The sequence below is a fragment of the Stenotrophomonas sp. GSD10 genome (genome assembly GCF_056172695.1).
The window spans coordinates 2,235,191-2,259,988 of the sequence record NZ_JAOCMC010000002.1 but is presented as its reverse complement, the minus strand read 5'-3'; the positions used below and the strand labels follow the sequence as shown (position 1 = coordinate 2,259,988).

The window sequence follows — 24,798 nt, the reverse complement described above, 5'->3', positions numbered from 1 at the left end:
TGAATATCGGCACGATACGCCCACTTCTCCCACGGGACTGCCCCATGTCTACCCCCTCACTGTCCGTCGCCGCCGTGCCCGCGGCCGCACCGTCCACCCCGCTGGTGTTGGCGATGGCGGCCGGCGCCGGTTTCTCGGTGGCCTCGCTCTACTACAGCCAGCCGATGCTGGGCCTGATGGCCCAGGATCTCGGCGCGGGGAGCGCGCGGCCGGCCTGGTGCCGACCCTGACCCAGCTGGGGTATGCGCTGGGCATCCTGCTGCTGGCACCGCTGGGTGACCGTTTCGACCGCCGCACTCTGATTCTGTTGAAGTCCGCGCTGCTGGCACTGGCATTGGGCGCGGCAGCGATGGCCGGGCACCTGCCGGGACTGCTGATGGCCAGCCTGCTGGTGGGGCTGATGGCCACGCTGGCGCAGGACATCGTGCCGGCCGCTGCGGTGCTGGCGCCGGATGCGCAGCGCGGACAGATCGTCGGCCGGGTGATGACCGGCCTGTTGCTTGGCATCCTGCTGTCACGGGTGGTCAGTGGCGTGGTGGCCGAGGCGTGGGGCTGGCGTAGCCAGTTCGTGCTGGCTGCGCTGTCGGTGGCGGCGATGGGGGCGGTGATGGCACGCGCACTGCCGCGTTTCGCACCGACCACTACGTTGCGCTACCCGGCGCTGCTGGGTTCGTTGCTGGCGTTGTGGCGCGAGCAGCCGCAGCTGCGCCGCGCGGTGGCCAGCCAGTCGTTGCTGGCCGTGGGCTTCAGCGCGTTCTGGTCGACCCTGGCGCTGATGTTGCACGCCCGCCTGGGGCTGGGCAGCGCGGCGGCAGGTGCATTCGGCATTGCCGGTGCGGCCGGCGCACTGGCCGCGCCGTTCGCCGGCCGATTCGCCGATCGACTGGGGTGCCATGCAGTGGCACGGCTGGCGATTGCGGTGGCGCTGCTGGGCTTTGGCCTGCTGCTGGCCGAGACCTGGCTGCCAGCCGCTGCACTGTTGCCGCTGCTGGTGGTGAGCGCGCTGCTGTTCGACTTCGGGTTCCAGTCGGCGCTGGTGGCGCACCAGACGCTGGTCTACGGCCTGGTGCCGCCGGCACGCAGTCGCCTCAATGCGCTGCTGTTCACGGGCATGTTCATCGGCATGGCGGCCGGTGGCGCGCTGGGCAGCCTGGCGCTGGCGCAGTGGGGTTGGCACGGCGTGGCCTGGCTGGCGGTGGTGTGTGCCGGCGGCAGCCTGCTGCTGCGTTTGAAGTAGGGAGTGTTTGGCAGGGCTTGCAGCCCTGCACCTGCGGTAGTGCCGGCCGCAGGCCGGCAACAGCTTCCCGCGACCTGCAGTAGATCCACGCCATGCGTGGATGAATCTGGATCGAAATCGAATATTTCGACGATGGAACGAAGAGCATCCACGCATGGCGTGGATCTACCAGGGCGAGGGAATCCGACGCCGCCCTAATCGTGACCGCTGTCGTCCAGGCTGATGATGCCGCGCCGCAGTGCCTGGGTGACCGCATGCGTGCGGTCGCCGACGCCGAGCTTGTCCATCAGGCTCTTCATGTGCGCCTTCACGGTCTGCTCGGAAATCTGCATGCGCTCGCCGATACGCTTGTTCGACAACCCGCCAGCCACGTGCCGCAGCACTTCGGTCTCGCGCGGGGATAACCGGTCTTCGACCACATGCGCGGCGATGCTGGCCGCCACGGCCGGCGGAATCGGCGCGCGGCGACCGCCCGCCACCATGCGGATCGTATCGACCAGCTCGTGGCGCAGCATGTCCTTCAGTAGATAGGCGCTGGCGCCGGCCTGCAGGGCGCGCACCGCGCGCACGTCACCGCGGTAGGTGGTCAGCACGATGATGCGCGCGCGTGGATCCATCGCACGGATCCGCACGATGGCTTCCACGCCATCCAGGCGCGGCATCTGCAGGTCCATCAACACCACATCCGGCTGCAGCTGCTGGTAGCGTGCGATGGCCTCTTCGCCATCGGCGGCTTCGCCCAGCAGGCGCAGGTCGGCGTGCGCGCCCAACAGGGCCGCCAGGCCGTCACGCAGCAACGGATGGTCATCCACCACCAGTACGCCGATCGGGGAAGGGGTCTCAGTCATGCTCAGGTCTGCTCCAGGGCCAGCGCCAACGTGGCGCGCGGCGGTGATACAAGCGTCGCGCCGGAACCGCCAGCGCCACTTCAGTGCCCAGCCCGGGGCGGGTCCACAACTGCAGCTCGGCGCCGAGCCGCTGCGCGCGCTCGCGCATGCCCTGCAGGCCCCAGTGGCCATGCGCGGCGTTCTCATCGGCAATACCGACGCCATCATCGCGCACATGCAGCAGGAAGCAGCGCGTGCCGTAGGACAGCTCCACTTCGATCGCGCTGGCATGGGCATGACGCAAGGCATTGCGGATGGCCTCGCGGCCGATCAGGAACACTTCCTCGGCGGCATCGGCCTGCAGCGACGGCAGCGCACCTTCCACGGTCAGGCGCAACGGATTGGTACCGTGCCCGGCGTACTCGGCATGCACATCGGCCAGTGCCGAGGCCAGGTCGCGACCGGCAAAGGGGCCGTCGCGCAGTGCATTGACCCGCTCGCGGCCCTCGGCCAGATTGCGTTCGGCCAGCTGCATCGCCGATTCCAGCTGGCTGCGCACCGGCTCGGGTGTCTGTGCTGACTGGCTGATCGCGTGCAGGCGCAGGATCAGGCCCTGGCTGCCCTGCAGCAGGGTGTCGTGCAGGTCGCGGGCGATGCGCTCGCGTTCGCCGTGGCGCTCCTGCAGCCGCGCGCGGAACAGTGCCGCCAACTGGCCGCTGCGGATGCGTACGGCCATCACCAGCAGCGCCAGCACGATGGCCGCGCACAACAGCTTGAACCACACGGTCTGCATGAAGGTGGGCGCGATGCGGAAGCTGCGGCTGGCCGGCGCCGTACTCCAGATGCCGTCTTCATTGGCCGCTTCCACTTCAAAGCGGTAACTGCCCGGCGCCAGGTTGGTGTAATACGCACGCGTGCTGCTGCCGGCGTCCTGCCAGCCATCATCGACGCCGGACAGGCGATAGCGGTAGCGGTTGCGCTCCGGACGGGCCAGGGACAGGGCCACATAATCAATCTGCAGCTGGCTGGTGCCGGCCGGCAGGCGCAGGCCGTCACGCAAGGGCTGCTGTTCGCTGCCGTACAGCACGTCACCGATGCGCACGCTGGGCGCCATGGTGTTGACATGCGAACGGGTGGTGTCCAGCCACGCCAGCCCCTGGTTGGTGGCCAGCCAGAGCAGGCCGTCCGCCGCCAGCGCCGCGGTGGAGATCGGCCCGCTCTGCAGCGCGATGCCGGGCATGCCGTCCACGGCATCGAACAGGCGCGGCGTCACCGGCAGCCCGGCACGCAGTGCGCGGCGCAGCTGCGCGCTCTCCAGCCGCACCAGACCGCGGCTGCCGTTGAGCCACAGATGCCCGCGCGCATCGGCGACCATGCCGGTGATGCCTTCGAGCACGCCGGCCATGTCGGTGCGCACGGCAACGAATCGGCTCTCGTCGACGCGCGCGGCCAGTCCGGCTTCGCCGGCCACCAGCAGCAGGTCCTGGTGCTGCAGCACGGCGGTCACTGGCCCTACCGAAAGACCCTGTGCGCTGCCGAAGGTCTCGATGGCCGTCGGGCCCATCCGACGCAGGCCACCATCGGCATAGCCCAGCAGCAGTTGCCCGTGGGCATCCAGGCCCAGCGAGGAACAGGCCTGCTCGGGCAGGCGCCGCTCGCGCTGCCACTGGTCGCCCTGGTAGTGCAGCACGCCGCGCTCGCCGGTGCACACCCAGGCCTGCGCATCATCGGGAAACAGCAGCGCATGCAGGGGCTGTCCGGTGAACGGTGCAGGCAGCGGAATCAGTGCGGTACGGCCGCCCTGGGTGCGGGCGAGATTGATCCAGTCGAACTGCCAGATCGGTGTGGGCGCCTGCCGCGCGGCGGCCTGCAGCTGCGCGGCACTGCCTTGCAGCAGACTGCGGCGCAGGTCGTACGGTTTGAGGTCTTCGCCATAGCCATACACCCGGCCGTCACTGGCGCGCACCAGCGAGCGGTAGGGATCGCTGGGGCCGACCGTGAGGGTGTGCACGCTGCGCGCGCGGAAGCGGTTGAGGCCCAGATTGGTGCCGACCCAGAGGTTGCCCTCGCGGTCGGCGATGATCGGTACGGCCGAGGTGGCAGTGAGCCCGTGCGGCGAATCGAAACGCTCCATGCGTACGGCCTGGGTGCCTTCGAAGGTGACCCGGGCCACACCGCCATGCGGGCTCATCGTGGCCCACAGGGCGCCGTCGGCGGTGAACTGGAGACGGGCCGCGACCAGTTCCGGCAGGCGTCGCGCCTCGCGCTCGCGCTCGGGCAGCACGCCCTGCGCGTTGGCCAGCGGCGAGGTGCCGCGGACGCGGTCGGCCAGCCACACCTCACCGCTCGGGCTTTCCACCAGCGTCGCCATCTGCGAGACCGCGATGCCGGTGTCGACGAAGGCCGCCTGCTGTGGCCGGCGCATCCAGATCCTGAGGTCGGCCAGGACCCAGAAGGTGCCGCGACTGTCGTGCAGCACCCATTGCACGCGGCGTTCCGGCAGGCCGGCACTGCTCGGCAGAGGCTGCCAGCGTCGGCCATCGAACCAGCGCAGTCCGCCGTTGATCGCGGCCCACAGCCGGCCATCGCGATCCTGGCTGAAATGCGGCACCACCCCGACCGGCACGCCCTGTGCCCGGCCGTAGTTGTGCAGCTGGCCGCCGGCGAGCCGGCTGATGCCGGCCTGGAAGTAGCCGATCCACATCGTGTCATCGCGGCCGACGGCCAGGGTGACCATGTTGGTGGACGGGAAGCGGCTGCCCACGGGGGCGACTGCCGCTCGAAGCGGCGCCCGTCGAAGCGGTACAGGCCCGAACCGGTGGCCAGCCACAGCAGCCCATCGCGGTCCTGGGCGATGTCCCAGATATCACCGGGCGCGCCCTGGCCGACCCGCCACGCCGTGTGCTCGTAGCCGGGCAGGCCGCTGCCCGACAGCGGATGCTGCACGGCGAGCGCGGGCAGGGCGGTCAACAGCAGCAGGCACGTCAGCAGCGCCGGCAGGCGACGCAGGAACGGGAAGGGGCGGCCACGCATGAGGCGCATTCTGGCAGGTGCGGGGCAGGCCGGGGTGACCCTAACGGGGTAGGCGTGGCGCGTCTGCATCGGCTATCACGCCGGCATGCCCCATGGAGCGCGGCAATGCAGCGCCTGTTCGTGATGTTTCCCGACCGCGGTCCGGGCGTCGGCCTGCTGTGGTTGCGGTTGTGCGTGGCCGCCGCCCTGTGCCTGCCTGGAACGCAGGGCGGATGGCTGGTGCTGCTGTGCCTGCTGGCGGCGGCGATGCTGGTGCTGGGCGTGTTGACACCGTTGGCGGCTGCGCTGGCTGTCCTCGGCCTGCAGGCGCAGACGCTGCCCTGGCCGGTGGCGCTGCTGCCGCTGGCCCTGCTGCTGCTCGGGCCCGGTGCCTATTCGCTGGACGCGCGATGGTTCGGGCGCCGTGTGCTCGGCCGTCGGCCTCCCCATTCGGGTAGGTGCGGGCCCCGACCGACGGGGGTAGGGTGTCGGGCCATCGCCGCGCACCATGAGCCACCCCTCGCGGCATCCCCGATGGCTATCGTTTCTCCACCGGTTTCGCCCGCCGTTGCCTTGGCTCCACACCAGATGGCGGCGTTGCAGCGAGCGCTGCGCTATGTCGATGAGCATCTGTCGCAGCCCCTGCGGGTGACCGAGCTGGCCGAAGCGGCCTGCGTCAGCCGTTTCCATCTGGTACGGCTGTTCCGCAGCGGCACCGGCGCCAGTCCGCTGCGCTACGTGCGGCGGCGGCGCATCGAGCGCGCCCGTCAGCTGCTTCCTCCGCGCAGCTGCCGATGTGCAGCCTGGCGCAGCAGCTGGGCTTCTTCGACCAGAGCCATTTCGTACGCAGTTTCCGCGCCGAGACCGGCTGCAGCCCCGGTCAGTACCTGGCCGGCGATGCCGGATTGCGTCTTCCCACCGACCATGTTTCCAACGGAGTCCACCCATGAACCCTGCCACCGCCACGCCCGCCCCGTCCCTGTTGTCGCCGACCGACCATGCCCTGGTGCTGATCGACTTCCAGTCGCAGATGGCCTTTGCCACCCACACCATCGACATCTCCGCGCTGCGCAACAACGTCTCGCTGATCGGCAAGGGCGCCAAGGGCTTCAATGTTCCGGTGGTGTTGACCACCGTGGCCGAAGCCTCGTTCTCCGGCCCGATGTTCCCGGAGCTGCCGGCGATCTTCCCTGAGCAGCCGGTGTTCGACCGCACCTCGATGAACACCTGGGAAGACCAGCCGGTGATCGATGAGATCAACCGCATCGGCAAGCGTCGGCTGGTGATGGCCGGGCTGTGGACCAGTGTCTGCATCGTGGGCCCGGCCCTGTCGGCACTGGCGCAGGGCTTCGAGGTCTACGTGATCACCGATGCCTGCGGCGACGTCAGCGAGGAAGCGCACGAGCGCGCGATCACCCGCATGGTGCAGGCCGGTGCGGTGCCGATGACCAGCGTGCAGTACCTGCTGGAGCTGCAGCGCGACTGGGCACGGGGTGAAACCTACGCGCTGACCACCGGCATCGCCGGTGACCACGCCGGCGGCTATGGCATCGGCATCCAGTATGCCAAGCGCATGTTCGGCGCGCAGGAAGGCGGGCACTGAGCATGATGGCCGGCCATGGCCTCGACCTGGCCCTGCTGATGCTGCGCGTGGCGGCGGGAGGCTTCCTGCTGCCGCACGCACTGGGCAAGCTGTTCGGCTGGTTGGGCGGCCCGGGCCTGTCCGGCTTCGCCGCCGAGCTGCGCGGCTTCGGGCTGCCGGCGGCCGCGCCCTTGCCGCTGCTGCTGGCGCTGCTGCAGGTGGTGTCCGGCCTGGCGGTGCTGCTGGGCTGGCAGACCCGCATCGCCGCTCTGGTTGCCGCCGCCTTCATCGGCTTCACCGTATTGCTGGCCCTGCCCAAGGGCTGGTTCTGGATGCGCGGCGGCACGGAGTACCCGTTGATGTGGACGGTGGTACTGCTGGCCCTCGCGCTGACCGGCCCCGGCGCCTGGGCGCTGGACGGCCAACGCCTTCCGGGAGATTCCGCATGAGTCACGATCCACTCGACCACGGCCGCCGCAACGTGGTGCTGGCCAGCGGCGCTGCCGTGGCGCTGGGCCTGGCCGGCCGCGCCGGTGCCGCACTCGATTCCACTTCCAAGGAGCGTCGCATGAGCACGCTGGTCATCCGCAATGCCCGCATCACCACGCTTGATCCGCAGCAGCCGCATGCACAGGCGTTGGCCGTGCAGGAAGGGCGCATCGTCGCCGTTGGCAGCGACGCGGAGATCATGCGCGAGTGGGGCAACGAAGCGACCCTGATCGATGCGCAGGGCCGGCGTCTGCTGCCGGGGCTCAACGACAGCCACACCCACCTGATCCGTGGCGGCCTGAACTACAACCTGGAGCTGCGCTGGGATGGCCTGCGTTCGTTGGCCGACGCGATGGCGATGCTGAAGGCGCAGGTCGATCGCACCCCGGCGCCGCAATGGGTGCGCGTGGTGGGAGGTTTCACCGCCGCGCAGTTCAACGAGAAGCGCCTGCCGACCCTGCAGGAGCTCAACGACATCGCGCCGGATACACCGGTGTTCCTGCTGCATCTGTACGATCGCGCGCTGCTCAACCGCGCCGCACTGCGTGCCTGTGGTTACACCAAGGATACCCCCGACCCGCCGGGTGGGCAGATCGTGCGTGATTCGCTGGGCAACCCGACCGGCCTGCTGCTGGCCAAGCCCAATGCACTGATCCTGTACGCCACGCTGGCCAAGGGCCCACGCTTGCCGATCGAGTACCAGGCCAACTCCACCCGCCACTTCATGCGCGAACTGAACCGGCTGGGCATCACCTCGGTGATCGATGCCGGCGGTGGTTTCCAGAACTATCCCGAGGACTACCAGGTCATCGAGCAGCTGCATCGCGATGACCAGCTGACCGTGCGCATCGCCTATAACCTGTTCACCCAGAACAAGGGTAAGGAAGTGGACGACTTCCGGGGCTGGAGCGAGATCCTGCAGCCGCGACAGGGCGATGACCTGCTGCGCCACAATGGTGCCGGGGAAATGCTGGTGTTCTCGGCCGCGGATTTCGAGCTGTTCAATGAGCCGCGTCCGGAGCTGCCGCCGGAGCTGGAGCCGCAGCTGCACGATGTGGTCAGGCTGCTGGTCGAGAAGCGCTGGCCGTTCCGTATCCACGCCACCTACGACGAGAGCATCAGCCGCATCCTCGACGTCTACGAGCAGGTCAACCGTGAAGTGCCGTTCGACGGGCTGCACTGGTTCATCGATCACGCCGAGACCATCACCCCGCGCAACATCGAGCGCATCCGTGCACTCGGTGGTGGCATCGCCGTGCAGCATCGCATGGCCTACCAGGGGAAGCCTTCGTCGAGCGCTATGGCGTGCAGGCGGCGCGGCACACGCCACCGGTGAAGCGGATGCTGGCCGAAGGCGTGCCGGTCGGCGCGGGCACCGATGCCACCCGTGTGGCCAGCTACAACCCGTGGGTGGCGCTGTCGTGGCTGGTGACCGGGCGTACCGTGGGTGGTCTGGCGCTGTATGGCGATGAGAATCTGCTGGAGCGCGAACAGGCGCTGCGCCTGTGGACCCAGGGCAGTGCCTGGTTCTCCGGCGATGAGGCAGTGAAGGGCACATTGAAGGCTGGCCAGCTGGCCGACTTCATCGTGCTCTCGGCCGACTTCTTCCGGGTCGATGACGCGCAGATCGCCGACATCACCAGCGTGCTGACGGTGGTCGGTGGTCGCATCGTGCACGCCGACGCTGACTATGCAGGCCTGGCCCCGCAGCTGCCGCCGGCAATGCCGGACTGGTCACCGGTGAACCGCTTCGGTGGTTACCACGTTGGCGGCGCGGCCACCGGTCTGGCGGCGGCCCATCATCACCACCACGGAGCTGCCTGCAGCACCCACGGCGCGCACGGGCATGCGGTGCACCATGCCGCACCGACCGACGATCTGACCGCGTTCTGGGGTGCGATGGGATGTTCGTGCTTCGCGTTCTGAGCCTGGCGCTGCTGGTTGCGCCGACACTGGCGCTGGCCTGCGAAGGTGGCCGTTGCATCGAAGCTGGCGACGGCCAGCTGCAATGGGACGCGTCACTGCGCGTGCGCGGCCTGTACTACGACCCGACCCGGTTCGGCATCGGCGGCGCGGAAGATGGCTATGGCCTGCTGCGCGCGCTGGCTTCGGCCAGCTATGTGGAGGACACCTGGCAGGCGAAGCTGCAGCTGGGCGTGCACGGCGAGAATGGCAAGGCGGGCGGCCCGGGCCGGACTGACCGCAGTGCGCTGGATGTTCAGCAGGCGTACTGGCGCTGGCAGCGTGGCAGCTTCCACCTGCAGCTGGGTCGGCAGGAAGCGGGCTATGGCAGCTCGCGTCTGCTGTCGGTGCGCGATGGGCCGAACATCCGGCTGGCCTTCGACGGCGCCCGCGCAGGTTGGACGGGACGGCTGGGTGCGCTCGATCTGATGGCGCTGCGACCGGTGCAGAACCGTCCGGGTGCGTTCGATGATCGCAGTGAGCCGGGGGCGCACCTGTGGGGCGCCTATGCCACCACGGCGCGCGGCCGTTGGCCTGGTCAATGGGACCTTTACCTGCTGGACTACCGTCGCGAAGGTGCGCGCTTCGCCGCCGGTGCCGGCATCGAGCGTCGACAGACCGTGGGTGCGCGCTGGTTCGGCCAGACCGGCGCACTGGACTGGAACAGCGAGCTGGTCGGGCAGGGCGGTGAACTGCGTACCGCCACCGGCGACCTCGACGTCCGCGCGTGGACGCTGGCCACCGATACCGGTTGGCGCTGGAGCCGCCTGCCGCTGCAACCACGGCTGGGTTTGAAGGCCGACATCGCCAGCGGCGATGGCAACCTGCGCGATGGGCGGCTGGGCACGTTCAACGCGCTGTTCCCGAAGTCGGCCTATTTCAGCGAGGCCAGCCTGCTGGCTCCGGCCAACCTGATGGACGTGCAGCCGACCCTGTCGCTGCGCCTGCACGACACGGTGACGACGGAGCTGGGCGTACAGATGGCCTGGAAGCATCGTCGCGCCGACGCGGTGTACACCACGCCGGCACCGCTGGTGGCCTTGCCCGGCACTGCCGGAGGTGCACGCCGGATCGGCACCCAATACAAATCCGAAACCCGCTGGCAGGCCAGCGAACACTGGCAATGGCAGCTGCAGCTGGCCTGGGTCGATGCCGGTCCTGCACTGACGCAGGCCGGCGGCCAGGACACGCTGTTCGCCTCGATCGTTGGAGCATGGCAATGGTGAACGCAAGCGCGTCGCAACCTCCCGCACCGGCCGCAGGTGCCTGGTCCCCGTTGAAGATCGGGATGTTCCGCTCGATCTGGCTGGCGATCCTGGCCAGCAACATCGGCACCTGGGTCAACGACGTCGCCGCCGCCTGGGTGATGGCCGAACGTACCGGTTCACCGTTGATGGTGGCGCTGGTGCAGTCGGCCACCACGGTACCGATCGTGCTGCTGGCGCTGGCGGCCGGCACGCTGGCCGACATCGTCGATCGCCGCAGGTACCTGCTGGCGACCCAGGGCTGGATGTTGCTGGTGGCGGCGGTGATGGCCGGTTTGACCGCGATGGATCTGCTGACCCCGCAACTGCTGGTGCTGCTGACCTTCTGCATGGGCTGCGGCGCGGCGATGGCGATGCCGGCGCAGGCGGCGATCGTGTCCGAGCTGGTGCCGCAGCCGATGCTGGCCTCGGCAGTGGCATTGAACTCGATCGGCATCAACATCGCGCGCTCGATCGGCCCGGCCATCGGTGGCGTGATCGTCGCCCAGCTCGGTGCGGTGTGGGCATTCGGATTCAACGCGATCACCTTCGCGGCGATGCTGTTCGTGGTGTGGGGCTGGAAGCGCGATCCGAAGCAGTCGAGCCTGCCGCCGGAAGGCTTTGGCGCCGGCCTCAAGGCGGGCCTGCGCTACGCCAGCCGCGCCGGGCGGTTGCAGGCGGTGCTGATCAAGTCGGTCGGGTTCTTCTTCTTCGCCGCCGCGATGAACGCGCTGTTGCCGGTGGTGGTGCGTGGGCAGATGCACGGTGGGGCGGGGCAGTACGGCATGCTGCTGGGTTGCATCGGGATCGGCGCGGTGGGGGGCGCTGCTGCTGCCGAAACTGCGTGCACAGCTGGATCGCGACCTGCTGGTGCTGCTGGCGACGCTGTCGCTGGCGCTGAGCCTGGTCGGCCTGGCGCTGACCCGCAGCTGGTATGTGCTGCCGCTGGTGATGCTGGTCAACGGCTTCGCCTGGATCACCGTGTTGTCGTCGCTGCAGATCGCAGCGCAGACCGCGGTGCCGGCATGGGTGCGCGCACGTGCGTTGGCGCTGTACATCATGGTGTTCTCCGCAGGAATGGCCGCCGGTGGCCTGAGCTGGGGCGCGCTGGCGCAGCGCACCTCACCGGAACTGGCCTTGCTGGTGGCGGCGGCCGGCGCCGTGATCGGCGGGCTGCTGGTGTGGCGCGTACGCATTGCCGGTACCGAGGATCTGAACCTGCGCCCGGCCGGGCACTGGCCCGCGCCGGAGCTGTCGGTGCCGGTGTCGAACGATCGTGGCCCGGTGCTGGTGACCATCGAGTACCGCATCGAGCAGGGTGATCGCGCTGCATTCCAGGCGCAGATGCGCGCGCTGGGAACCATTCGCCGCCGCGATGGCGCGGTGGTCTGGGGCGTGGTCGAGGATGTAGCCAGCCCCGGCATTCACCTGGAGTATTTCGTGACCCCGTCATGGCTGGAGCATCTGCGCCAGCACGAACGCATCACCGCCGATGACAAGGCGATCCAGGAAGCGCTGCGCGGGCTGCATCGCGGTGAACGCGCACCGGTGGTGCGCCATTTCGTCGGCGGCCACGACCCGCTGCCCGCAGCCGTACCTCACCACCACAACGACATCTGAGCAGCCCCTGGTAGAGCCGGCACTACCGATAGGGCGGCGGCGCGGTGAGGCGCCGCCGCAGTACATCAACTGCGTGCGAACGCCAGCAGGTCGGCGTTGAACTGGTCAGCGTGGGTCACGGTCAGGCCGTGCGGGGCGCCGGCGTAGACCTTCAGTTCGGCATTGGCGATGATCTGCGAGGACAGCTTGGCCGAGGCATCGAACGGCACGATCTGGTCATCGTCACCGTGTACCACCAGCGCCGGCACGTCGATCTTCTTCAGATCATCGGTGTAGTCCACTTCCGAAAATTCGTGCACGCAGTCGTACTGGCCCTTGACGCCACCCAGCATGCCCTGCAGCCAGAACGCATCGCGCATGCCCTGGGTGACGCTGTTGCCATCGCGGTTGGCACCAAAGAACGGCGTGGTCAGGTCCTTGAAGAACTGCGAGCGATCGCCGCCGGTGCCCTTGCGGATGCCGTCGAACACTTCCAGCGGGGTGCCGGCCGGATTGCCGGCGGTCTTGAGCATCAGCGGCGGAACGGCGCCGACCAGCACCACCTTGGCCACGCGCTTGCTGCCATGGCGGCCGATGTAGTGCGCCACTTCACCGCCACCGGTGGAATGGCCGACCAGGATGGCGTCCTTCAGGTCCAGCGCTTCGATCACTGCGGCCAGGTCGTCGGCGTAGGTGTCCATGTTGTTGCCGTCCCAGGTCTGGCTGGAGCGGCCGTGGCTGCGACGGTCGTGGGCGATCACGCGGTAGCCGTTCTGGCCCATGAACAGCATCTGCGGGTCCCAGGCATCGGAAGACAGCGGCCAACCATGGGCGAACACGATCGGCTGGCCGGTTCCCCAGTCCTTGTAGAAGATACGGGCGCCATCGGCGACGGTGACGTAATTGCTCATTGCAGGTTCCTTGGCGGAAGGGAGGAGGGCGCCGGGCGGAATGCCGGGCCCTGGGCAGTACAGCGCAGCACCGCACGGGCGGCTTGCACCGGTGTGCCCGATTGCTGCCGGCTTGACGCCTCTCGCTCTGGCGCACAGGCGGTCGGGCACCGACGATGGCGACCGGGTCATCGGGGGGCGGATCGGATGCTGAAAGCCTGCGCATTGCTGCTGCCAGGCCTGTTGCTGGTCACCAGCGTGCAGGCGCAGACCAACGTCTACAAGTGCGTGGACGGACCGCATCCGGTCTACCAGCAGACGCCCTGCCAGGGCCGGGCCGAGTGGCGTTGGGAGGTTGCGGCCGAACCCGGGCGATCCTCGGGTGCGGCGGTGACGGAGAGCCGGGAAAGCCGGCCGAAACCGGCTGCGATGCCGCCACGGCGTGCACAGGCGGCGCTGATCACGATCAGTGCCGATCCCGGCGCCTGTGATCGCGCTCGCCGGCAGCGGCAGGCGGCGCTGGCCAGGCGCGCCCGGTTGGATCTGGTGCAACGGCGCCAGCTGGACGATGCGGTGTACGACGCCTGCCGCTGACAAGGGCGCGTTGGGGCCAGAAACGACAACGGCGCCCTGGGGCGCCGTTGTGCGGGGATGCGAAGGCAGTCGCTCAGCGACCGTCGCTGGCCGCAGCCGGTGCCGGCGAGGGCACGCTGTCCGGCTTGGGCAGGCTCAACTCCGGGTTGCCCTGTTCGGCCTGCAGGATCTGGATGCGGCGCTGCAGGGCGTCCAGCTGGCTGTTGGTGCTCTGCACGTCGGTGCTGAGGCTGACCGCCTGCTGCTGGGCCTGCTGCAGCGCGGCGCTGACCTGTGCCGACTGCGCCTGCTGCTGTTCCATTTCCTGCTGCAGGGTGCGCAGGCGTGCCTCGTTGTAGGCCACCAGGCGCTCGGTGTAGCGCTTGCCTGCTTCAAGGCGGGTGGTGTCGATATAGACCTGCGCGAGCTGCTCGGACTGCTGCGCGAACGTGCGGTAGACGCGCTCGGCATTGTCCACGGCGTCGGTCTTGATCACGCGCCAGAAGTTCTTTTCCTGGAACAGCGCGACGTAGTAGGTCAGCGTGCTGGCGTTGAACAGCAGGCTGGCGCCGTAGTTGCCGTTGTAGGTGGTGCGCAGCTCGGTCAGCTGGCGCGCATCCATCAACTGCTTGAGCTCATCCACGGTGTTGCGCACGACCGGTGCATTGCGGGCCGCCGGTTCTTCCGTCGCAGCGGCGCGGTCGCCACGGGCCGCCATGGCCGCCGGTGCCACCAGCATCATGGCCACGGCCAGCACTGCCGCGCTGCGCGCGTGCCGGGCGAAGACCGCGCCCCCTGAAGTTTCTCGCATGTCTAGACCATCCACGGGTGAAGTGTGGGTTGAGATGAAGGTGGTTCCCCGCCGGGAGTCTAGCATGGGTACGGGCGCCGCCAAGGGCGCCCGTCACGGCTCAATACACCAGTTGCGCGGCGCTGCACTGGATCGATTGCACGTTGACGTCGGTGCGGCCCAGCTCCAGCCCCAGCACATTGGCCAGCAGGTTGGTCAGCAGCGTGCCGATGCTGTTGAGGACCGGCTTGAGTGCGGCCAGCACCGGCTTGAGCAGCGTGCACAGCAGGCCGCTGCAGCTGACGGTGCCGTCGGGATTGGTGACGCCGCTGCCGCCGGTGCCGTCGAGGAAGCCGGCCGGCGCGGTCTGGATGTAGGAGGCCAGGTTGTTGCGCACGCAGCCGTTGTAGTCGATCAGGTTGCCGAGCAGGCTGTCGCAGCGGTTGATCAGCAGGCCACCCACCAGGGAACCGAGCAGGCCGTCGAGGACGCCCAGCCCCTGGCCGGTCACCGTCACCTTGAACGCATCCCAGACCGGGCCGTCCTTGTGACAGGTGGCCAGGTTCAGCAGTCCGCACGCAAAGGGCAGCCCACCGGGTACGTTCCAGCTGTTGAGCGGCGCCAGTTGCCGGCTGGGGTCTCCGTCGCGCAGCAGGGGAATCAGCTTGTCCACGTCGTAGCGGGTGTTGGGGGGAAGGTGGCCTGCAGATAGCGATCAGCAAGCGCCTTGGCGGTGTCGTTGGCACTCATGCCCTGCTTGGGTGAACTGAGCATGCCCGACAGCACGCGCAGCAGTTCGTTGACCAGGTCGGAGACCGCGCTGCCCAGGGCCAACGGATTGATCTGGGTCGAGCCGGTCTCCCCGGCAGCCAGGGTCAGACTCTGCGAGCTGGTCAGCGCCGGCAGGGTGATCTTGTCGGTGATCAATGGCTGGCCGAGCAGCTTCAGCAGCTGCTCGTTCTGCAGCGTGGCGTCGCAGACATTGCTCTTGGAGAAGCGCTGCGCGGGCGCAACATTGCCCACGCAGGCGCGCAGCACCGAAGAGTCCACCTGGATGGTTGCCTTCTGCGGGCTGGCGCCGCACTGGATGCCGGTCAGCGTGCCCATCGCGTTGGCGACGTCGACGTGCAATGGCAGGTGCAGCCGCGTGCCCAGCAGATTCAGCAGCGGGCCGAGCGCGAACAGATTGTTGCTGTCCACATCCACCATCAGCCGCACCTGGGCGTTGTAGGCGCGGGTGCCGACGCCACCCATCGCGATCGACGGGGGTTCGACCACGCCTGCCTGCACGTTGATGCCGAGCAGGTTCAGGCCCTGCACGGTGACGGCGTTGCCGGCGTTGGCGATGGAGATGGCGGTGGTGACCAGATTGAGAACGTTGATCTGTGATTCCAGCGCGCTGCCGACCGTACCGTCGGGCGAGACGACCTCGGCGAACAGACCGCCGCCGCCGGATTGGCTGCCGAGCACGATGTTGAGCTTGTTGATGTCCAGCTGGGTGGCGACCAGGTCCGACAGCGCCCGCAGCTGCAGGCCGACCGTGGTATCGCGGCCGACCACGGTGGCGGTGGCGTCGACCAGCTGCGCCAGCGAGATCTTGTTCACCGACAGCAGTCGATTGAAGTCGGCCACGCTGAGGTTGGCGGTGACCGGGATGTTCAATGCCTTCAACAGACCCGACGGGGTGACGTTGGCCTGGGCCAGGCCGTCGTAGGACAGCACAGTGGCGTTGGTCACATCCAGGCCGACCATGCGCAGGGTGGACAGCAGCAACGAGTCGCCCTTGGTACGCAGCAGCTGCGAGCCGACCGCGAACACTGCGGTGGGTTCGGAGCGGCGGGCCACCGCCTCCACGCTGACCGTGGGCAGGCTCGTGTTCTGGCCGAAGAACGGCAGCACGCTGCGCTCGGCGACAACCTGCACTGCATTGCGCGGGTTGCTGGCGTCCACGGTGGCGGCAAAACGATTGCCGGTGCCGCGGCTGGCGCTCCAGTTGCCGCAGCGGATCTGCAGCGTGCCGGCGAAGCCGTTCTGGGTTACCGCGCTCTGCCGTGCGGCGCTGTTGTCGCTGTTGTCCGCGCTGCACAGTTCCAGGCGTTGCGCGCCGGCCAGCGCGGCCAGGTCGGCCACCTTCTGTGCATCACGCTTGGCCCAGAAAAGGTAGCCGATCTCGATCAGGCCGAGCATGGCCAGCATTGCCAGCATGACCAGCATCATGGTGATCGACATGCCGCCGCGTGGGCGGTTGAAGCTGAACTGGCGGGGGCGTCTCATGGCCTACCTCAGCGTCCGGATGAGGATGCGTCCTTGGACCTGGCGACATCGGTTTCGAAGAAGTCGGGAATCTCGTGTTCGAAGCTCTTCAGGTAACGGGCGTAGCTCAGCGTGGCCTGGTCGCCGAGGATCGGCAGCCGCTGCCCGGCGCGCTGCCCGGATGCCTGCAGGCGGAACAGGTTGCGCGTGGTGTCGCCGTCGCGCAGCGGCTCGTGGCGAGGCGCGGGCAGGGGGCTGCCTGCGGCCTCGGCCAGCGGCGCCGACGCAACGGCCGGCGGCGGCGCGGCCGGTGCGGTCAGATCCACCGTTGCCACTGTTTCGGCCTGCATCGGCTGCGGAGTCGGCGCCGGAGCCGGGCCACCCAGCATCTGCCCGGTCAGCGGCGGCTGCTGGGCGTGCACGACGCTGGCGACCAGCGCACACGCCAGCGCAGGCAGCAGGCGTCGAATAAGAGTCGTCGCGGTCATGGCGTATTCCCGGTTGTGGGGGTGGCGGTGCTGAAGCGTTCCAGCATCGAGGGGGCAGGCGCTGCGGATCGCGCATGTCGCGCTGCTCACGGCGCGGTTCGGCGGCGACCCGGTTGCTGCTGCCGGCACGGTCGGGTACGGCGACGGCGACGGCGCGGGCGGGGGCCGTTGTCTCTACCGCCACAGATGCGCTTCGCTGTTGCAGGCGCAGGCGGATCTGCTGGGCCTGCTGCTGGATGCTGCGGCGGGTGTCCTCGTTGAGATTGCCCTGCGCAACCAGGCGCTCGGCGGTGGCGCTGTCGCCGCGCAGTACTGCCCAGAGCGCCAGGTTGGCGGTGGCCTTGGCGTTGCCGGGCGATAGTTCCAGCGCCTTGGCCAACGGCTCGCGGGCCTGCTCGAACTGGCCCGCACGCAGGCGGGCATAGCCGAGATCGCCGAGATAGTCGGTGTTCAACGGTTGCAGCTGGGTGGCGCGTTCGAGCGCCTGTTCGCTGCCGGCATCATCGTCGCGACGGGCGGCGATCAGGCCCAGCCCGTGCGCGGCCGCCGCCGCCTGCGGACCGCTGGAGAGTTCGCGATACAGGGCGATGGCAGCGTCGGCCTGGCCGGTCTCGCGCAGCGCGTCGGCCTGCAGCAGGCGCAGCGCCGGCGGATCTCCATAGCGTTGGCGGAACGCATCGACGTGGGCCAGCGAGGCATACCAGGCGCCCTGCAGCTGCATGCGCCCGATCAGCTCCAGGTAGGCGTTGCGGCTGTCCTGCGGGGCGGGTTCGGGGGCGGCCAGGGTAGGCGCACGCAGGTACTTGGGCGTGGTCGAGGCGCAGCCGCTGGCCAGGGTGGCCAGGCTGAAGGCAAGCAGGCAGGTGGTGCGCAGGGCAGGCATCAGGCAGATCCCATCTTGGACATGGTGGTGGCCAGCGCAACCAGCGCCGGACCGGCGAGCACCAGCATCAGTGCTGGCAACAGGGTCAGCATCATCACCACGGTCATCTTCACCGACAGCTTGCCGACCTTCTCCTTCAAGGTGTTCCGGCGCTGCTCGCGCAGGCGGATGCTGAACTGCCGCAGCGGCTCCTGCACCGCGCCGCCGTGCGCGTGCACCTGCAGGATCAGCTGCATCAGGCTGGCCAGGTCGTCATCACCATAGACTTCGCTCAGCCGCCGCAGCGACTGCGCGCGGGTGCGCCCGTGGGTGTAGGCCACATTGGCGTCCTGCAGTTCACCGCCCAGCACCGGCAGTGCATCGCGCAGCTTGTCGCCCAGCGTCTGCAGGCTCTGGTCCATGCTGAACCCCACACCCTGCAGCAGGCGCAGCAGATCGATCAGCAGCGGCAGTTCGTTGTCGACCGCGCGCCGGCGCCGCTTGACCCACGAAGACAGCACGAACTTGGGCAGCAGCAGGCCGGCGGCAAGTGCGCCGATCACCACCATCACCTTGCCCAGGCCCTGCGCATCGCTGAACGCCAGCGCCAGTGCCAGTACCAGCAGCGCCAGCAGCAGGCGCAGGCCCAGGTAGATGGCCGTGCCGCGGCGGGTGTTCCAGCCGGCCAGGTCCAGCAGCAGGCGGTCCTCGTTGGCCAGCAGCGCGGCCTCCAGGCGGCCACCACTGAGCGCACGGCCAAAACGTTCCAGCCAGCCCAGCGAATCGCGCCGCGTGGCCTCGGCCTCGCGGGTTTCGTCGCGCGGCTGCAGTGCGGTCTTCAGGGTGGAAGACGTGCGTTGTTCGCGGTCGCTGCGGATCCAGCCGGCGATGCCCAGCAGGGCCACGCCGGCGGCAAGCACCAGCAGCGAGAGCATGAACCAGGCGCTGGCACTCATCGGGCACCCTCCGGGCGGCAGCAGGCAGTCATAGCGATTTGGCCAGTCGGTACAGCAGGAAGCCGCCGACCAGCTCCAGTCCCAGGGCGATCAGCAGCACTTTATGGCCGAGCGGATCGTGCAGCACCGGCTGGAAGAACTCGGGGCTGGAAATGGCCATCAGTACCGCGCTGGCCGGCGGCAGCAGGCCAAGCACCCAGGCCGACATGCGCGTTTCGGAGGTGGTGGCGGCCAGTTCCTGCTGGGCCTGTTCAAGGTCGCGCATGAAGTCGCCCATGCGCTGCAGGATCTGGTCGGCGCGGCCACCGATGCGCACGCTCACACCGATCACCACCGCCAGCACCTTCAGCACGTCCATGCGGTAGGGCTGCGCCGCCAGGCCCAGCGCACGGTCCAGATCCATGCCGCTGCGGGCATAGCGCACCGTGGTGTCGAGCAGGCCGCGCAGCGGTGCGCTGGTCTGCATCGAGGCAACCTGGAACGCCGCCTGCAGGCTGTTGCCCAGCGCAGTGAGGCGTACCAGGTTGTCGAGGAAGTCGGGCATCTGGTGCAGCAGCTGCGCGCGCAGCTTGGTGATCCGCCGCATCACCCACAGCCAGCAGCCAAGCAGATACAGCAGCAGGGTCAATGGGAACATCCACGCTGTTCCCAGCCGCATCGCCGCGACCAGCGACAGCACCACCCCGGGCACCACCAGCAGCAACGGCAGTTTCCAGCCCGGGGCCAGCCCCGCCCGTTGCAGCAGCCCATCCCAGGGCAGCCCGCGGCGGCTGCTGGACGCCGGGCGGGCCGGATCGTTGGCGGCGCCGATGGACGCACCGGCCGGCACCGTGCCGGCGCCACTGCCGCGCGCCAACTGCTGCTCGGTGTGCTGCAACGAGGCCTGGCGCTGCTCGCGGCTGCTGGCCGTACCCCACAGCCATGCCGCCAGCGCCAGCAGCACCGAGATGATGCTCAGTACGCCCAGCAGCAGGCCGGCACCCATGCTCAGAAGTCTCCGTACAGCGATTCGCGCAGCTGCTGCCGGAACGGCTCCAGCTTGTGCGAATGTGGATGGAAGCCAAGGCCGATCCAGCGATCGGTTTCGCGGCCAGTGCCGTCGATCTGGACTTCGTGACGGAACATCTCCTGGGTGGTGATCAGGTTGTCACTGACGCCGGTGATCTCGGTGATCGACACCAGCACGCGGCGGCCGCTGCCCAGGCGCGAGATCTGCACGATGAAGTCGATGGCGCTGGCAATCTGGCGGCGCAGGCTGTCCTCGCTGCCCTGGAAGCCGGCAAACCCGGCCAGCATCTCGATGCGGTACAGGCAGTCGCGTGGCGAATTGGCATGGATGGTGGCCATCGAGCCATCGTGGCCGGTGTTCATCGCCTGCAGCATCTCCAGCACCTCGGCCCCGCGCACCTCGCCCACCACGATGCGGTCGGGGCGCATGCGCAGGCTGTTGCGCACCAGATCGCGGATGCTCACCGCGCCCTGGCCTTCGGCACCGCCGATACGGCTTTCCAGGCGCACCACGTGTGGATGGTTGAGCGACAGCTCGGCGGTGTCTTCCACGGTGATCACCCGCTCGTTGGCCGGCACATAGCTGGCCAGTGCGTTGAGCAGCGAGGTCTTGCCCGAGCTGGTGCCGCCTGACACCAGGATGTTGCAGCGGCCCAGCACCATGGCCTTCAGCAGCGCCTGCATCGGGGCATCGAAGGTGCCCTTGGCGAGCAGTTCGTCGGGCGTGAACGGATCCTTGCGGAACTTGCGGATGGACACCATCGGTCCATCCACGGCCAATGGCGAGATGATCGCGTTGAGTCGTCCGCCGTTGGGCAGGCGCGCGTCGACCATCGGGTTGGAATCGTCAAGACGACGGCCGAGCGGGGCAAGAATGCGGCGCAGGATGCGCAGCAGATGCGTGTCATCGGTGAAGCGCTGGGTGGCTCGCTTGAGCTGGCCGCCCTGGGAAACATGCACATCCTTGAAGCCGTTGATCAGGATGTCTTCGATCGACGGATCGTGCAGCAGATCGTCCAGCGGCCCGAAACCGGTCAATTCCTTGACCAGGCCCTCGGCAACCACCTGCATCTCCTCTTCGTTGATCGGGATGCGCCATTCCTGGATGAAGCCCACGGTCTGCACCTGCACCCAACGGGCGATGGTGTCCGGGGCCCACGAGTCGATGTCGATGCGCTCGTCTTCGATGCTGTTGAGCAGGTGCTCGTGCGCGGCCGACAGCACCTTCTGGTACTGCTCGGTCTGCGCGAACGGCAGGTGGCCCGGCACGCTGTCAGGCTGCATCGGGCGGGCCACGGCGTGCGGGAACGGAGTTACCTTGTCTTCCATTGCGATCCACCCAGAGCAAGGGAGAGTCTTTCCCGCAGACCCTGTGCCTGGACCGGGCAGGCTGCCGGATCCAGGCGCGAGACGAGCGGGGCGAGGGCACGCAGATAGGGGTCGCGCGGTGCATCCTGCAGCAGCAGATGGCCCTGGCTGGCGGCCAGGCGTACACGCGGACGTTCGGGCAGGGTGGCCAGCAACGGAACCTCGAAGCGTCGCGCGATCTGTTCCGGGCTCATGCCGCTGCTGTCGTCATGGCGGTTGATCACCAGCTGCAGGCGCTTCTCACGCTCACGTTGTCCGGCCAGATGCTTCAGCGCCTGGTCCAGCGAAACCAGGGTGGCAATCGATGCGTCGGTGATGAGCCAGATTTCATCGGCCTGGTCCAGCAGCAGCGGCGGCAGCTGCCGCAGCGGGCAGCCGCCGGCGTCGCACAGAACGCTGGAAAACACCGCGCGCAGGCGCTGCAGCAGCGCGCCGGGGTCGGACGGCGGCAACGCATCGCTGCCGCTGGCGCGGTCGAGCAGCACCAGCCCCGAGTCGTGGCGGGCCATCGCCGTGCGCGCCAGGGTGGCGTCGATGCGGCTGGCATTGCGCAGCGCATCTTCATAGTGGAAGCGGCTGTCCAGGTTGAGATACAGGGCCAGGTCGCCGGAGGGCTGCGCCAGCTCCACCAGCAGGCCATCCTGCTGCGCGCCGTCGCCCTGGGCCAACGCACGGGTCTGCTGTGCCAGCACCGAAAGATGCGCGGCCAGGGTGCTGGTGCCGACTCCGGCGCGCACTCCCAACAGCACGATCAGGCGTGCCTTGTGCGCGTGCTGTGCCACCGCCGCCGGGCGCGGCGAAAGGGCACGGCGCAGCGCCGCCTCGATGCCGGCATTGTCACTGTCCAGATCCAGCACATCGCGCAGGCCGGCGCGCAGGGCGATGACCACGCCTTCGACCTGGCCGGCACCGGTGGCCCCGACCGCCACCAGGGTCAGCTCCGGCTGCGTCTGCTGCAACTGCTGCGCCAGCACGCTGGACGCCGCCGCATGTTCGGGCCTGAAGTCCAGCAGTACCAGGCTTTGCGGACCACGCTGCAGGTCCTGTGCGGAGGTCGGTGCGCCGCTGTCCTGCCAATGCAGGGTGGTGGTCGGCGGCAGCTTGGCCGCCAGCCGGGGCAGCAGCTCGCGATCCATCCCGTACAGGACCAGATTCATCGGCGGGCCTTGCGGATGCAGCGTCTGGGCGGTGGCGTAGGGCATGGGCGTGGGGTCGCAGGCATTGGGGAATCAGCGCGAGAAGCCCGGCACCGGGTCCCGGCTCACCGGGCCCAGCAGCCAGGCGCCCCACTCGGGCAGGTTCGGCTTGGCTTCGCGCTCGCCGGGCAGCGGCAGTTCGGTGTTGCGTGCCAGCGGCTGCACCAGGCGCGGGGTGACGATGATCACCAGTTCCTTGTCCTGGCGCTTGTAGTCGAAATTGCGGAAGAACGAGCCGATGATCGGCAGATCGCCCAGCAACGGAATCTTGTTGACGTTGGAGACGATGTTGGAGCTGACCAGCCCACCGATCACGAAACTCTCGCCATCACCCAGCTCGACGGTAGTGTCGGCGCGACGGGTGGTGATCGAAGGAATCTGCACGTTGTTGAGCACGATGGCGTTGCTGTAGTCCAGGTCGCTCGCCTCCGGTGCCACCTTCAGTGCGATGCGGTTCGGCGCCAGTACCGTGGGCGTGACGGTCAGGCCGATGCCGAACGGCTTGTAGGTGATGGTGGTGGTGCCCAGGCCCTGCGGCTCCAGGATCGGCAGTTCGCCGCCGGCCAGGAAGCTGGCGCTCTGCCCGGACAGCGCAACCAGCGTCGGCTCGGCCAGTACGCGTGCCATGCCATTGCTCTGCAGCAGTTCGACATCGGCGTTCCACAGGCCCTTGGTGGAGCCGAACACCAGACGGAAGGCGGAGGAGATCGGCGAGCTGGCTTCATTGCTGCTTTCGCCCTCGGTCATGCCGGGCAGCAGACCGGTATTGCCCGGCAGCGTGGAGCCGGGGCGCGCGAAGCCGTAGGCGAAGCCGCCATTGCGGTTCTGGAAGTTGATGCCGATCTGCTTCATGGCGGTCTTGTTGAATTCCACCACCTTCACTTCAACCTGCACGACCCCGCCGCTGCTGATGGTGGAGGCATCCACCAGTGCGCCATCCTTGCCCAGCGCCATCGCCGCGGTCCGCTGTTCCTGCATGTGCGAAAGCATGCTGTCGGTGCTTCCCTGCAACAGGCCCTGCTGGTCCTGCTGGGTAAACAGCAGATCGTTGCCGCCGCTGCCGGCCGCACCCTGTACCGCACTTTGCACGCGCACCTGCACGCGCTGCGGCTCGGCCTGCTTGCGGTGCCACAGCAGCAGGGTGGTGGTGCCGGGCATCTTGCCCACCAGCAGCGCTTGGCGCTGGCCACGCAGCATCACCAGGTCGGCCACGCCGGGATCGGCAATGGCGACCCGCTCCAGATCCGCCGGCAGGGTCCAGGGGCGCTGCTCGCGCGCCTGCAGCACCAGATCGTCGGCGGCCACGCTCGTCGCCGGTGCCAGCAGCACCAGCAGCAGGGCCAGCCAGCGCTGGCGGGTGGAGGGGCGTGGACTGCGGCGACGTTCGGTCATGGAGGCGCTCGATGCAGGTCAGAGGGAGCCGCGGGGCGTAGAGCTGTCGCCGCGGATGATTTCGATGCCCGACGCGCGCGGGGCGCTGCGACGCGGGGCCGGAGCGCGGGCGGGGCCATCGTTGGCGGTGCGCGCCGGCGCGGCGCCGCGACCGGCCAGCGCATCGCTGTCCAGGCCCGCAAACGCGTGGTTTTCCGGGCGTTGCAGCGCCAGCTGCTGCTCCGCATCCAGCCCGCGCATCGGATCAATCACGCCGCGCGACTGCGGAAACAGGGCGAGATCGGGCAGGCCGGTATCGGCGGGATTGCGCAGCGCCAGGAACAGCTTGCCCTGCTGGGCGCCCAGCAGCAGCCGGTTGGCATCGGCCACCGGCACCGCCAGCACCGCGCTGCGTGCCGGTTGGGTGGCTTCGCTGGCACTACCGTGGCTGCTGGTGCTGCCGCTGGTGATATCGGCCGCGCGCGGGTCATTGCGGGCGTCGGTACTGTTGCTGTCGCCGACCTCGGCGGCGACCGGTGCGATGTCCTGCTGGCCGTAGCTCAGTACGCGCAGGCGCGACAGCAGCAGACGGGTCTGCGCGGCCTCGCCAGGGCTGCTGACGTTGGGCTGGGCATTGCGCAGGTTCAGGAAGACATCGACGAAATCGCCCGGCAGGATGCGGTTGCCCGCGCCGACCAGCTCGTCCACCGGCACCGCAAGTGCGCGCTCGCCGGGCCGCAGCTGCAGCGAGAAGCCCTGCGCCAGTGCGCTGCCGCTGATGGCGGTGCCTTCGGCGATGTCCTGCACGGGAACCTTGCCGACCACGGCGGCCAGAGAGGTGGCCGCACCGGCCACCGGTGTGGTGCGTTGCGCCAGGCGCAGTCCGTTGGCGGTGATCGGTTCACCGGCGGGCAGGCGGGCCACGGCCTCCACCACGGTGATCGTCTCGGCCGGGCCGTGCGCGGTCGGCGTGACCGTGGCAGGCGCATCCGGCTTGCGCCCGATCATGAAGGCGATCAGCGCCAGCAGCACAGCCAGACCAATCAGGCCGATGGCAGCGATGCGGGTCAATTTGAGCATGGATGCGTCTC

At 68.7% G+C, this 24,798-nt stretch carries 14 protein-coding genes and 8 pseudogenes; 9 read left to right on the top strand and 13 right to left on the bottom strand.

The features are described 5' to 3' along the window. The first annotated feature begins 44 nt into the window (after nt 1-44). Nucleotides 45-1,237: pseudogene (locus N4G47_RS10690) on the top strand (MFS transporter). 194 nt (nt 1,238-1,431) lie between these two features. Here the strand turns inward: N4G47_RS10690 and N4G47_RS10685 are convergent. Further along, entirely contained in the window at nt 1,432-2,085 is a 654-nt protein-coding gene (locus tag N4G47_RS10685; protein ID WP_107230829.1) for a response regulator, read from the bottom strand. After that, nucleotides 2,078-5,106 (bottom strand): annotated as a pseudogene (locus N4G47_RS10680) (sensor histidine kinase). The gene N4G47_RS10685 and the pseudogene N4G47_RS10680 overlap by 8 nt, the downstream one beginning before the upstream one ends. 96 nt (nt 5,107-5,202) lie before the next feature. Between N4G47_RS10680 and N4G47_RS10675 the strand changes: the two are divergent. The 7 genes and pseudogenes from N4G47_RS10675 to N4G47_RS10645 all read left to right on the top strand — a co-directional run. Beyond that, nucleotides 5,203-5,532 (top strand): annotated as a pseudogene (locus N4G47_RS10675) (hypothetical protein); the annotation flags it as partial. Between the two features lie 78 nt (nt 5,533-5,610). Further along, nucleotides 5,611-6,026, top strand: a pseudogene (locus N4G47_RS10670) (helix-turn-helix transcriptional regulator). Beyond that, the gene (locus tag N4G47_RS10665; RefSeq protein WP_475287006.1) at nt 6,023-6,679 is read left to right on the top strand and encodes a hydrolase; all 657 of its coding nucleotides are present in this window, start codon (nt 6,023-6,025) and stop codon (nt 6,677-6,679) included. Before N4G47_RS10670 ends, N4G47_RS10665 begins: the two are co-directional and overlap by 4 nt. 2 nt (nt 6,680-6,681) lie before the next feature. Then, nucleotides 6,682-7,107, top strand: coding sequence for a DoxX family protein (locus N4G47_RS10660; RefSeq protein ID WP_475287005.1), 426 nt, complete (start codon nt 6,682-6,684; stop codon nt 7,105-7,107). 119 nt (nt 7,108-7,226) lie between these two features. Further along, a pseudogene (locus N4G47_RS10655) lies at nt 7,227-9,073 on the top strand (amidohydrolase). Next, nucleotides 9,052-10,335 carry an alginate export family protein gene (locus tag N4G47_RS10650; RefSeq protein ID WP_475287003.1) on the top strand — a complete coding sequence of 428 codons (1,284 nt, stop codon included), beginning with the start codon at nt 9,052-9,054 and terminating at the stop codon, nt 10,333-10,335. Before N4G47_RS10655 ends, N4G47_RS10650 begins: the two are co-directional and overlap by 22 nt. Next, nucleotides 10,329-11,973 (top strand): annotated as a pseudogene (locus N4G47_RS10645) (MFS transporter). Before N4G47_RS10650 ends, N4G47_RS10645 begins: the two are co-directional and overlap by 7 nt. A 65-nt stretch (nt 11,974-12,038) precedes the next feature. Here N4G47_RS10645 and N4G47_RS10640 read toward each other — a convergent pair. After that, on the bottom strand, nt 12,039-12,863 hold the full coding sequence (locus tag N4G47_RS10640) for an alpha/beta fold hydrolase (RefSeq protein WP_475287001.1): 825 nt from the start codon (nt 12,861-12,863) through the stop codon (nt 12,039-12,041). 186 nt (nt 12,864-13,049) lie between these two features. Between N4G47_RS10640 and N4G47_RS10635 the strand changes: the two genes are divergently transcribed. After that, nucleotides 13,050-13,436 (top strand): hypothetical protein, encoded by a 387-nt coding sequence (locus N4G47_RS10635; protein ID WP_475287000.1) that lies wholly within the window; start codon nt 13,050-13,052, stop codon nt 13,434-13,436. Between the two features lie 73 nt (nt 13,437-13,509). Here the strand turns inward: N4G47_RS10635 and N4G47_RS10630 are convergent, their stop codons facing one another. The 10 genes and pseudogenes from N4G47_RS10630 to cpaB form a co-directional block, all read right to left on the bottom strand. Then, nucleotides 13,510-14,226: a DUF2968 domain-containing protein gene (locus tag N4G47_RS10630; RefSeq protein WP_475286998.1), complete on the bottom strand. Its 717-nt coding sequence runs from the start codon at nt 14,224-14,226 to the stop codon at nt 13,510-13,512. Between the two features lie 100 nt (nt 14,227-14,326). Beyond that, nucleotides 14,327-16,479, bottom strand: a pseudogene (locus N4G47_RS10625) (TadG family pilus assembly protein). An 8-nt stretch (nt 16,480-16,487) separates the two neighbouring features. After that, a complete protein-coding gene (locus N4G47_RS10620) occupies nt 16,488-16,946 on the bottom strand; it encodes a DUF3613 domain-containing protein (RefSeq protein ID WP_475286996.1) in 459 nt (152 codons plus the stop codon). Next, a pseudogene (locus tag N4G47_RS10615) lies at nt 16,943-17,829 on the bottom strand (tetratricopeptide repeat protein). The gene N4G47_RS10620 and the pseudogene N4G47_RS10615 overlap by 4 nt, the downstream one beginning before the upstream one ends. Then, a complete protein-coding gene (locus N4G47_RS10610) occupies nt 17,829-18,764 on the bottom strand; it encodes a type II secretion system F family protein (RefSeq protein ID WP_475286994.1) in 936 nt (311 codons plus the stop codon). Before N4G47_RS10610 ends, N4G47_RS10615 begins: the two are co-directional and overlap by 1 nt. A gap of 28 nt (nt 18,765-18,792) precedes the next feature. Next, nucleotides 18,793-19,749 carry a type II secretion system F family protein gene (locus N4G47_RS10605; protein ID WP_475286992.1) on the bottom strand — a complete coding sequence of 319 codons (957 nt, stop codon included), beginning with the start codon at nt 19,747-19,749 and terminating at the stop codon, nt 18,793-18,795. A 2-nt stretch (nt 19,750-19,751) separates the two neighbouring features. Beyond that, the gene (locus tag N4G47_RS10600) at nt 19,752-21,101 is read right to left on the bottom strand and encodes a CpaF family protein (RefSeq protein WP_475286990.1); all 1,350 of its coding nucleotides are present in this window, start codon (nt 21,099-21,101) and stop codon (nt 19,752-19,754) included. Beyond that, entirely contained in the window at nt 21,086-22,342 is a 1,257-nt protein-coding gene (locus tag N4G47_RS10595; RefSeq protein ID WP_107230811.1) for a CpaE/TadZ family protein, read from the bottom strand. The genes N4G47_RS10600 and N4G47_RS10595 overlap by 16 nt, the downstream gene beginning before the upstream one ends. 27 nt (nt 22,343-22,369) lie before the next feature. Next, nucleotides 22,370-23,728 carry a type II and III secretion system protein family protein gene (locus N4G47_RS10590; protein WP_107230810.1) on the bottom strand — a complete coding sequence of 453 codons (1,359 nt, stop codon included), beginning with the start codon at nt 23,726-23,728 and terminating at the stop codon, nt 22,370-22,372. Nucleotides 23,729-23,746: 18 nt separating this feature from the next. Further along, on the bottom strand, nt 23,747-24,787 hold the full coding sequence (cpaB, locus tag N4G47_RS10585; protein ID WP_475286987.1) for a Flp pilus assembly protein CpaB: 1,041 nt from the start codon (nt 24,785-24,787) through the stop codon (nt 23,747-23,749). Nucleotides 24,788-24,798: the final 11 nt, after the last annotated feature.

Bases quoted from the DNA above. Each gene is read 5' to 3' on its own strand.
- N4G47_RS10635 (WP_475287000.1), top strand. From the start codon at position 13,050: ATGCTGAAAGCCTGCGCATTGCTGCTGCCAGGCCTGTTGCTGGTCACC.
- N4G47_RS10660 (WP_475287005.1), top strand. From the start codon at position 6,682: ATGATGGCCGGCCATGGCCTCGACCTGGCCCTGCTGATGCTGCGCGTG.
- N4G47_RS10590 (WP_107230810.1), bottom strand. From the start codon at position 23,728: ATGACCGAACGTCGCCGCAGTCCACGCCCCTCCACCCGCCAGCGCTGG.
- N4G47_RS10610 (WP_475286994.1), bottom strand. From the start codon at position 18,764: ATGAGTGCCAGCGCCTGGTTCATGCTCTCGCTGCTGGTGCTTGCCGCC.
- N4G47_RS10640 (WP_475287001.1), bottom strand. From the start codon at position 12,863: ATGAGCAATTACGTCACCGTCGCCGATGGCGCCCGTATCTTCTACAAG.
- N4G47_RS10630 (WP_475286998.1), bottom strand. From the start codon at position 14,226: ATGCGAGAAACTTCAGGGGGCGCGGTCTTCGCCCGGCACGCGCGCAGC.
- N4G47_RS10620 (WP_475286996.1), bottom strand. From the start codon at position 16,946: ATGACCGCGACGACTCTTATTCGACGCCTGCTGCCTGCGCTGGCGTGT.
- N4G47_RS10605 (WP_475286992.1), bottom strand. From the start codon at position 19,749: ATGGGTGCCGGCCTGCTGCTGGGCGTACTGAGCATCATCTCGGTGCTG.
- N4G47_RS10665 (WP_475287006.1), top strand. From the start codon at position 6,023: ATGAACCCTGCCACCGCCACGCCCGCCCCGTCCCTGTTGTCGCCGACC.
- N4G47_RS10685 (WP_107230829.1), bottom strand. From the start codon at position 2,085: ATGACTGAGACCCCTTCCCCGATCGGCGTACTGGTGGTGGATGACCAT.
- N4G47_RS10600 (WP_475286990.1), bottom strand. From the start codon at position 21,101: ATGGAAGACAAGGTAACTCCGTTCCCGCACGCCGTGGCCCGCCCGATG.
- N4G47_RS10650 (WP_475287003.1), top strand. From the start codon at position 9,052: ATGTTCGTGCTTCGCGTTCTGAGCCTGGCGCTGCTGGTTGCGCCGACA.
- N4G47_RS10595 (WP_107230811.1), bottom strand. From the start codon at position 22,342: ATGCCCTACGCCACCGCCCAGACGCTGCATCCGCAAGGCCCGCCGATG.
- cpaB (WP_475286987.1), bottom strand. From the start codon at position 24,787: ATGCTCAAATTGACCCGCATCGCTGCCATCGGCCTGATTGGTCTGGCT.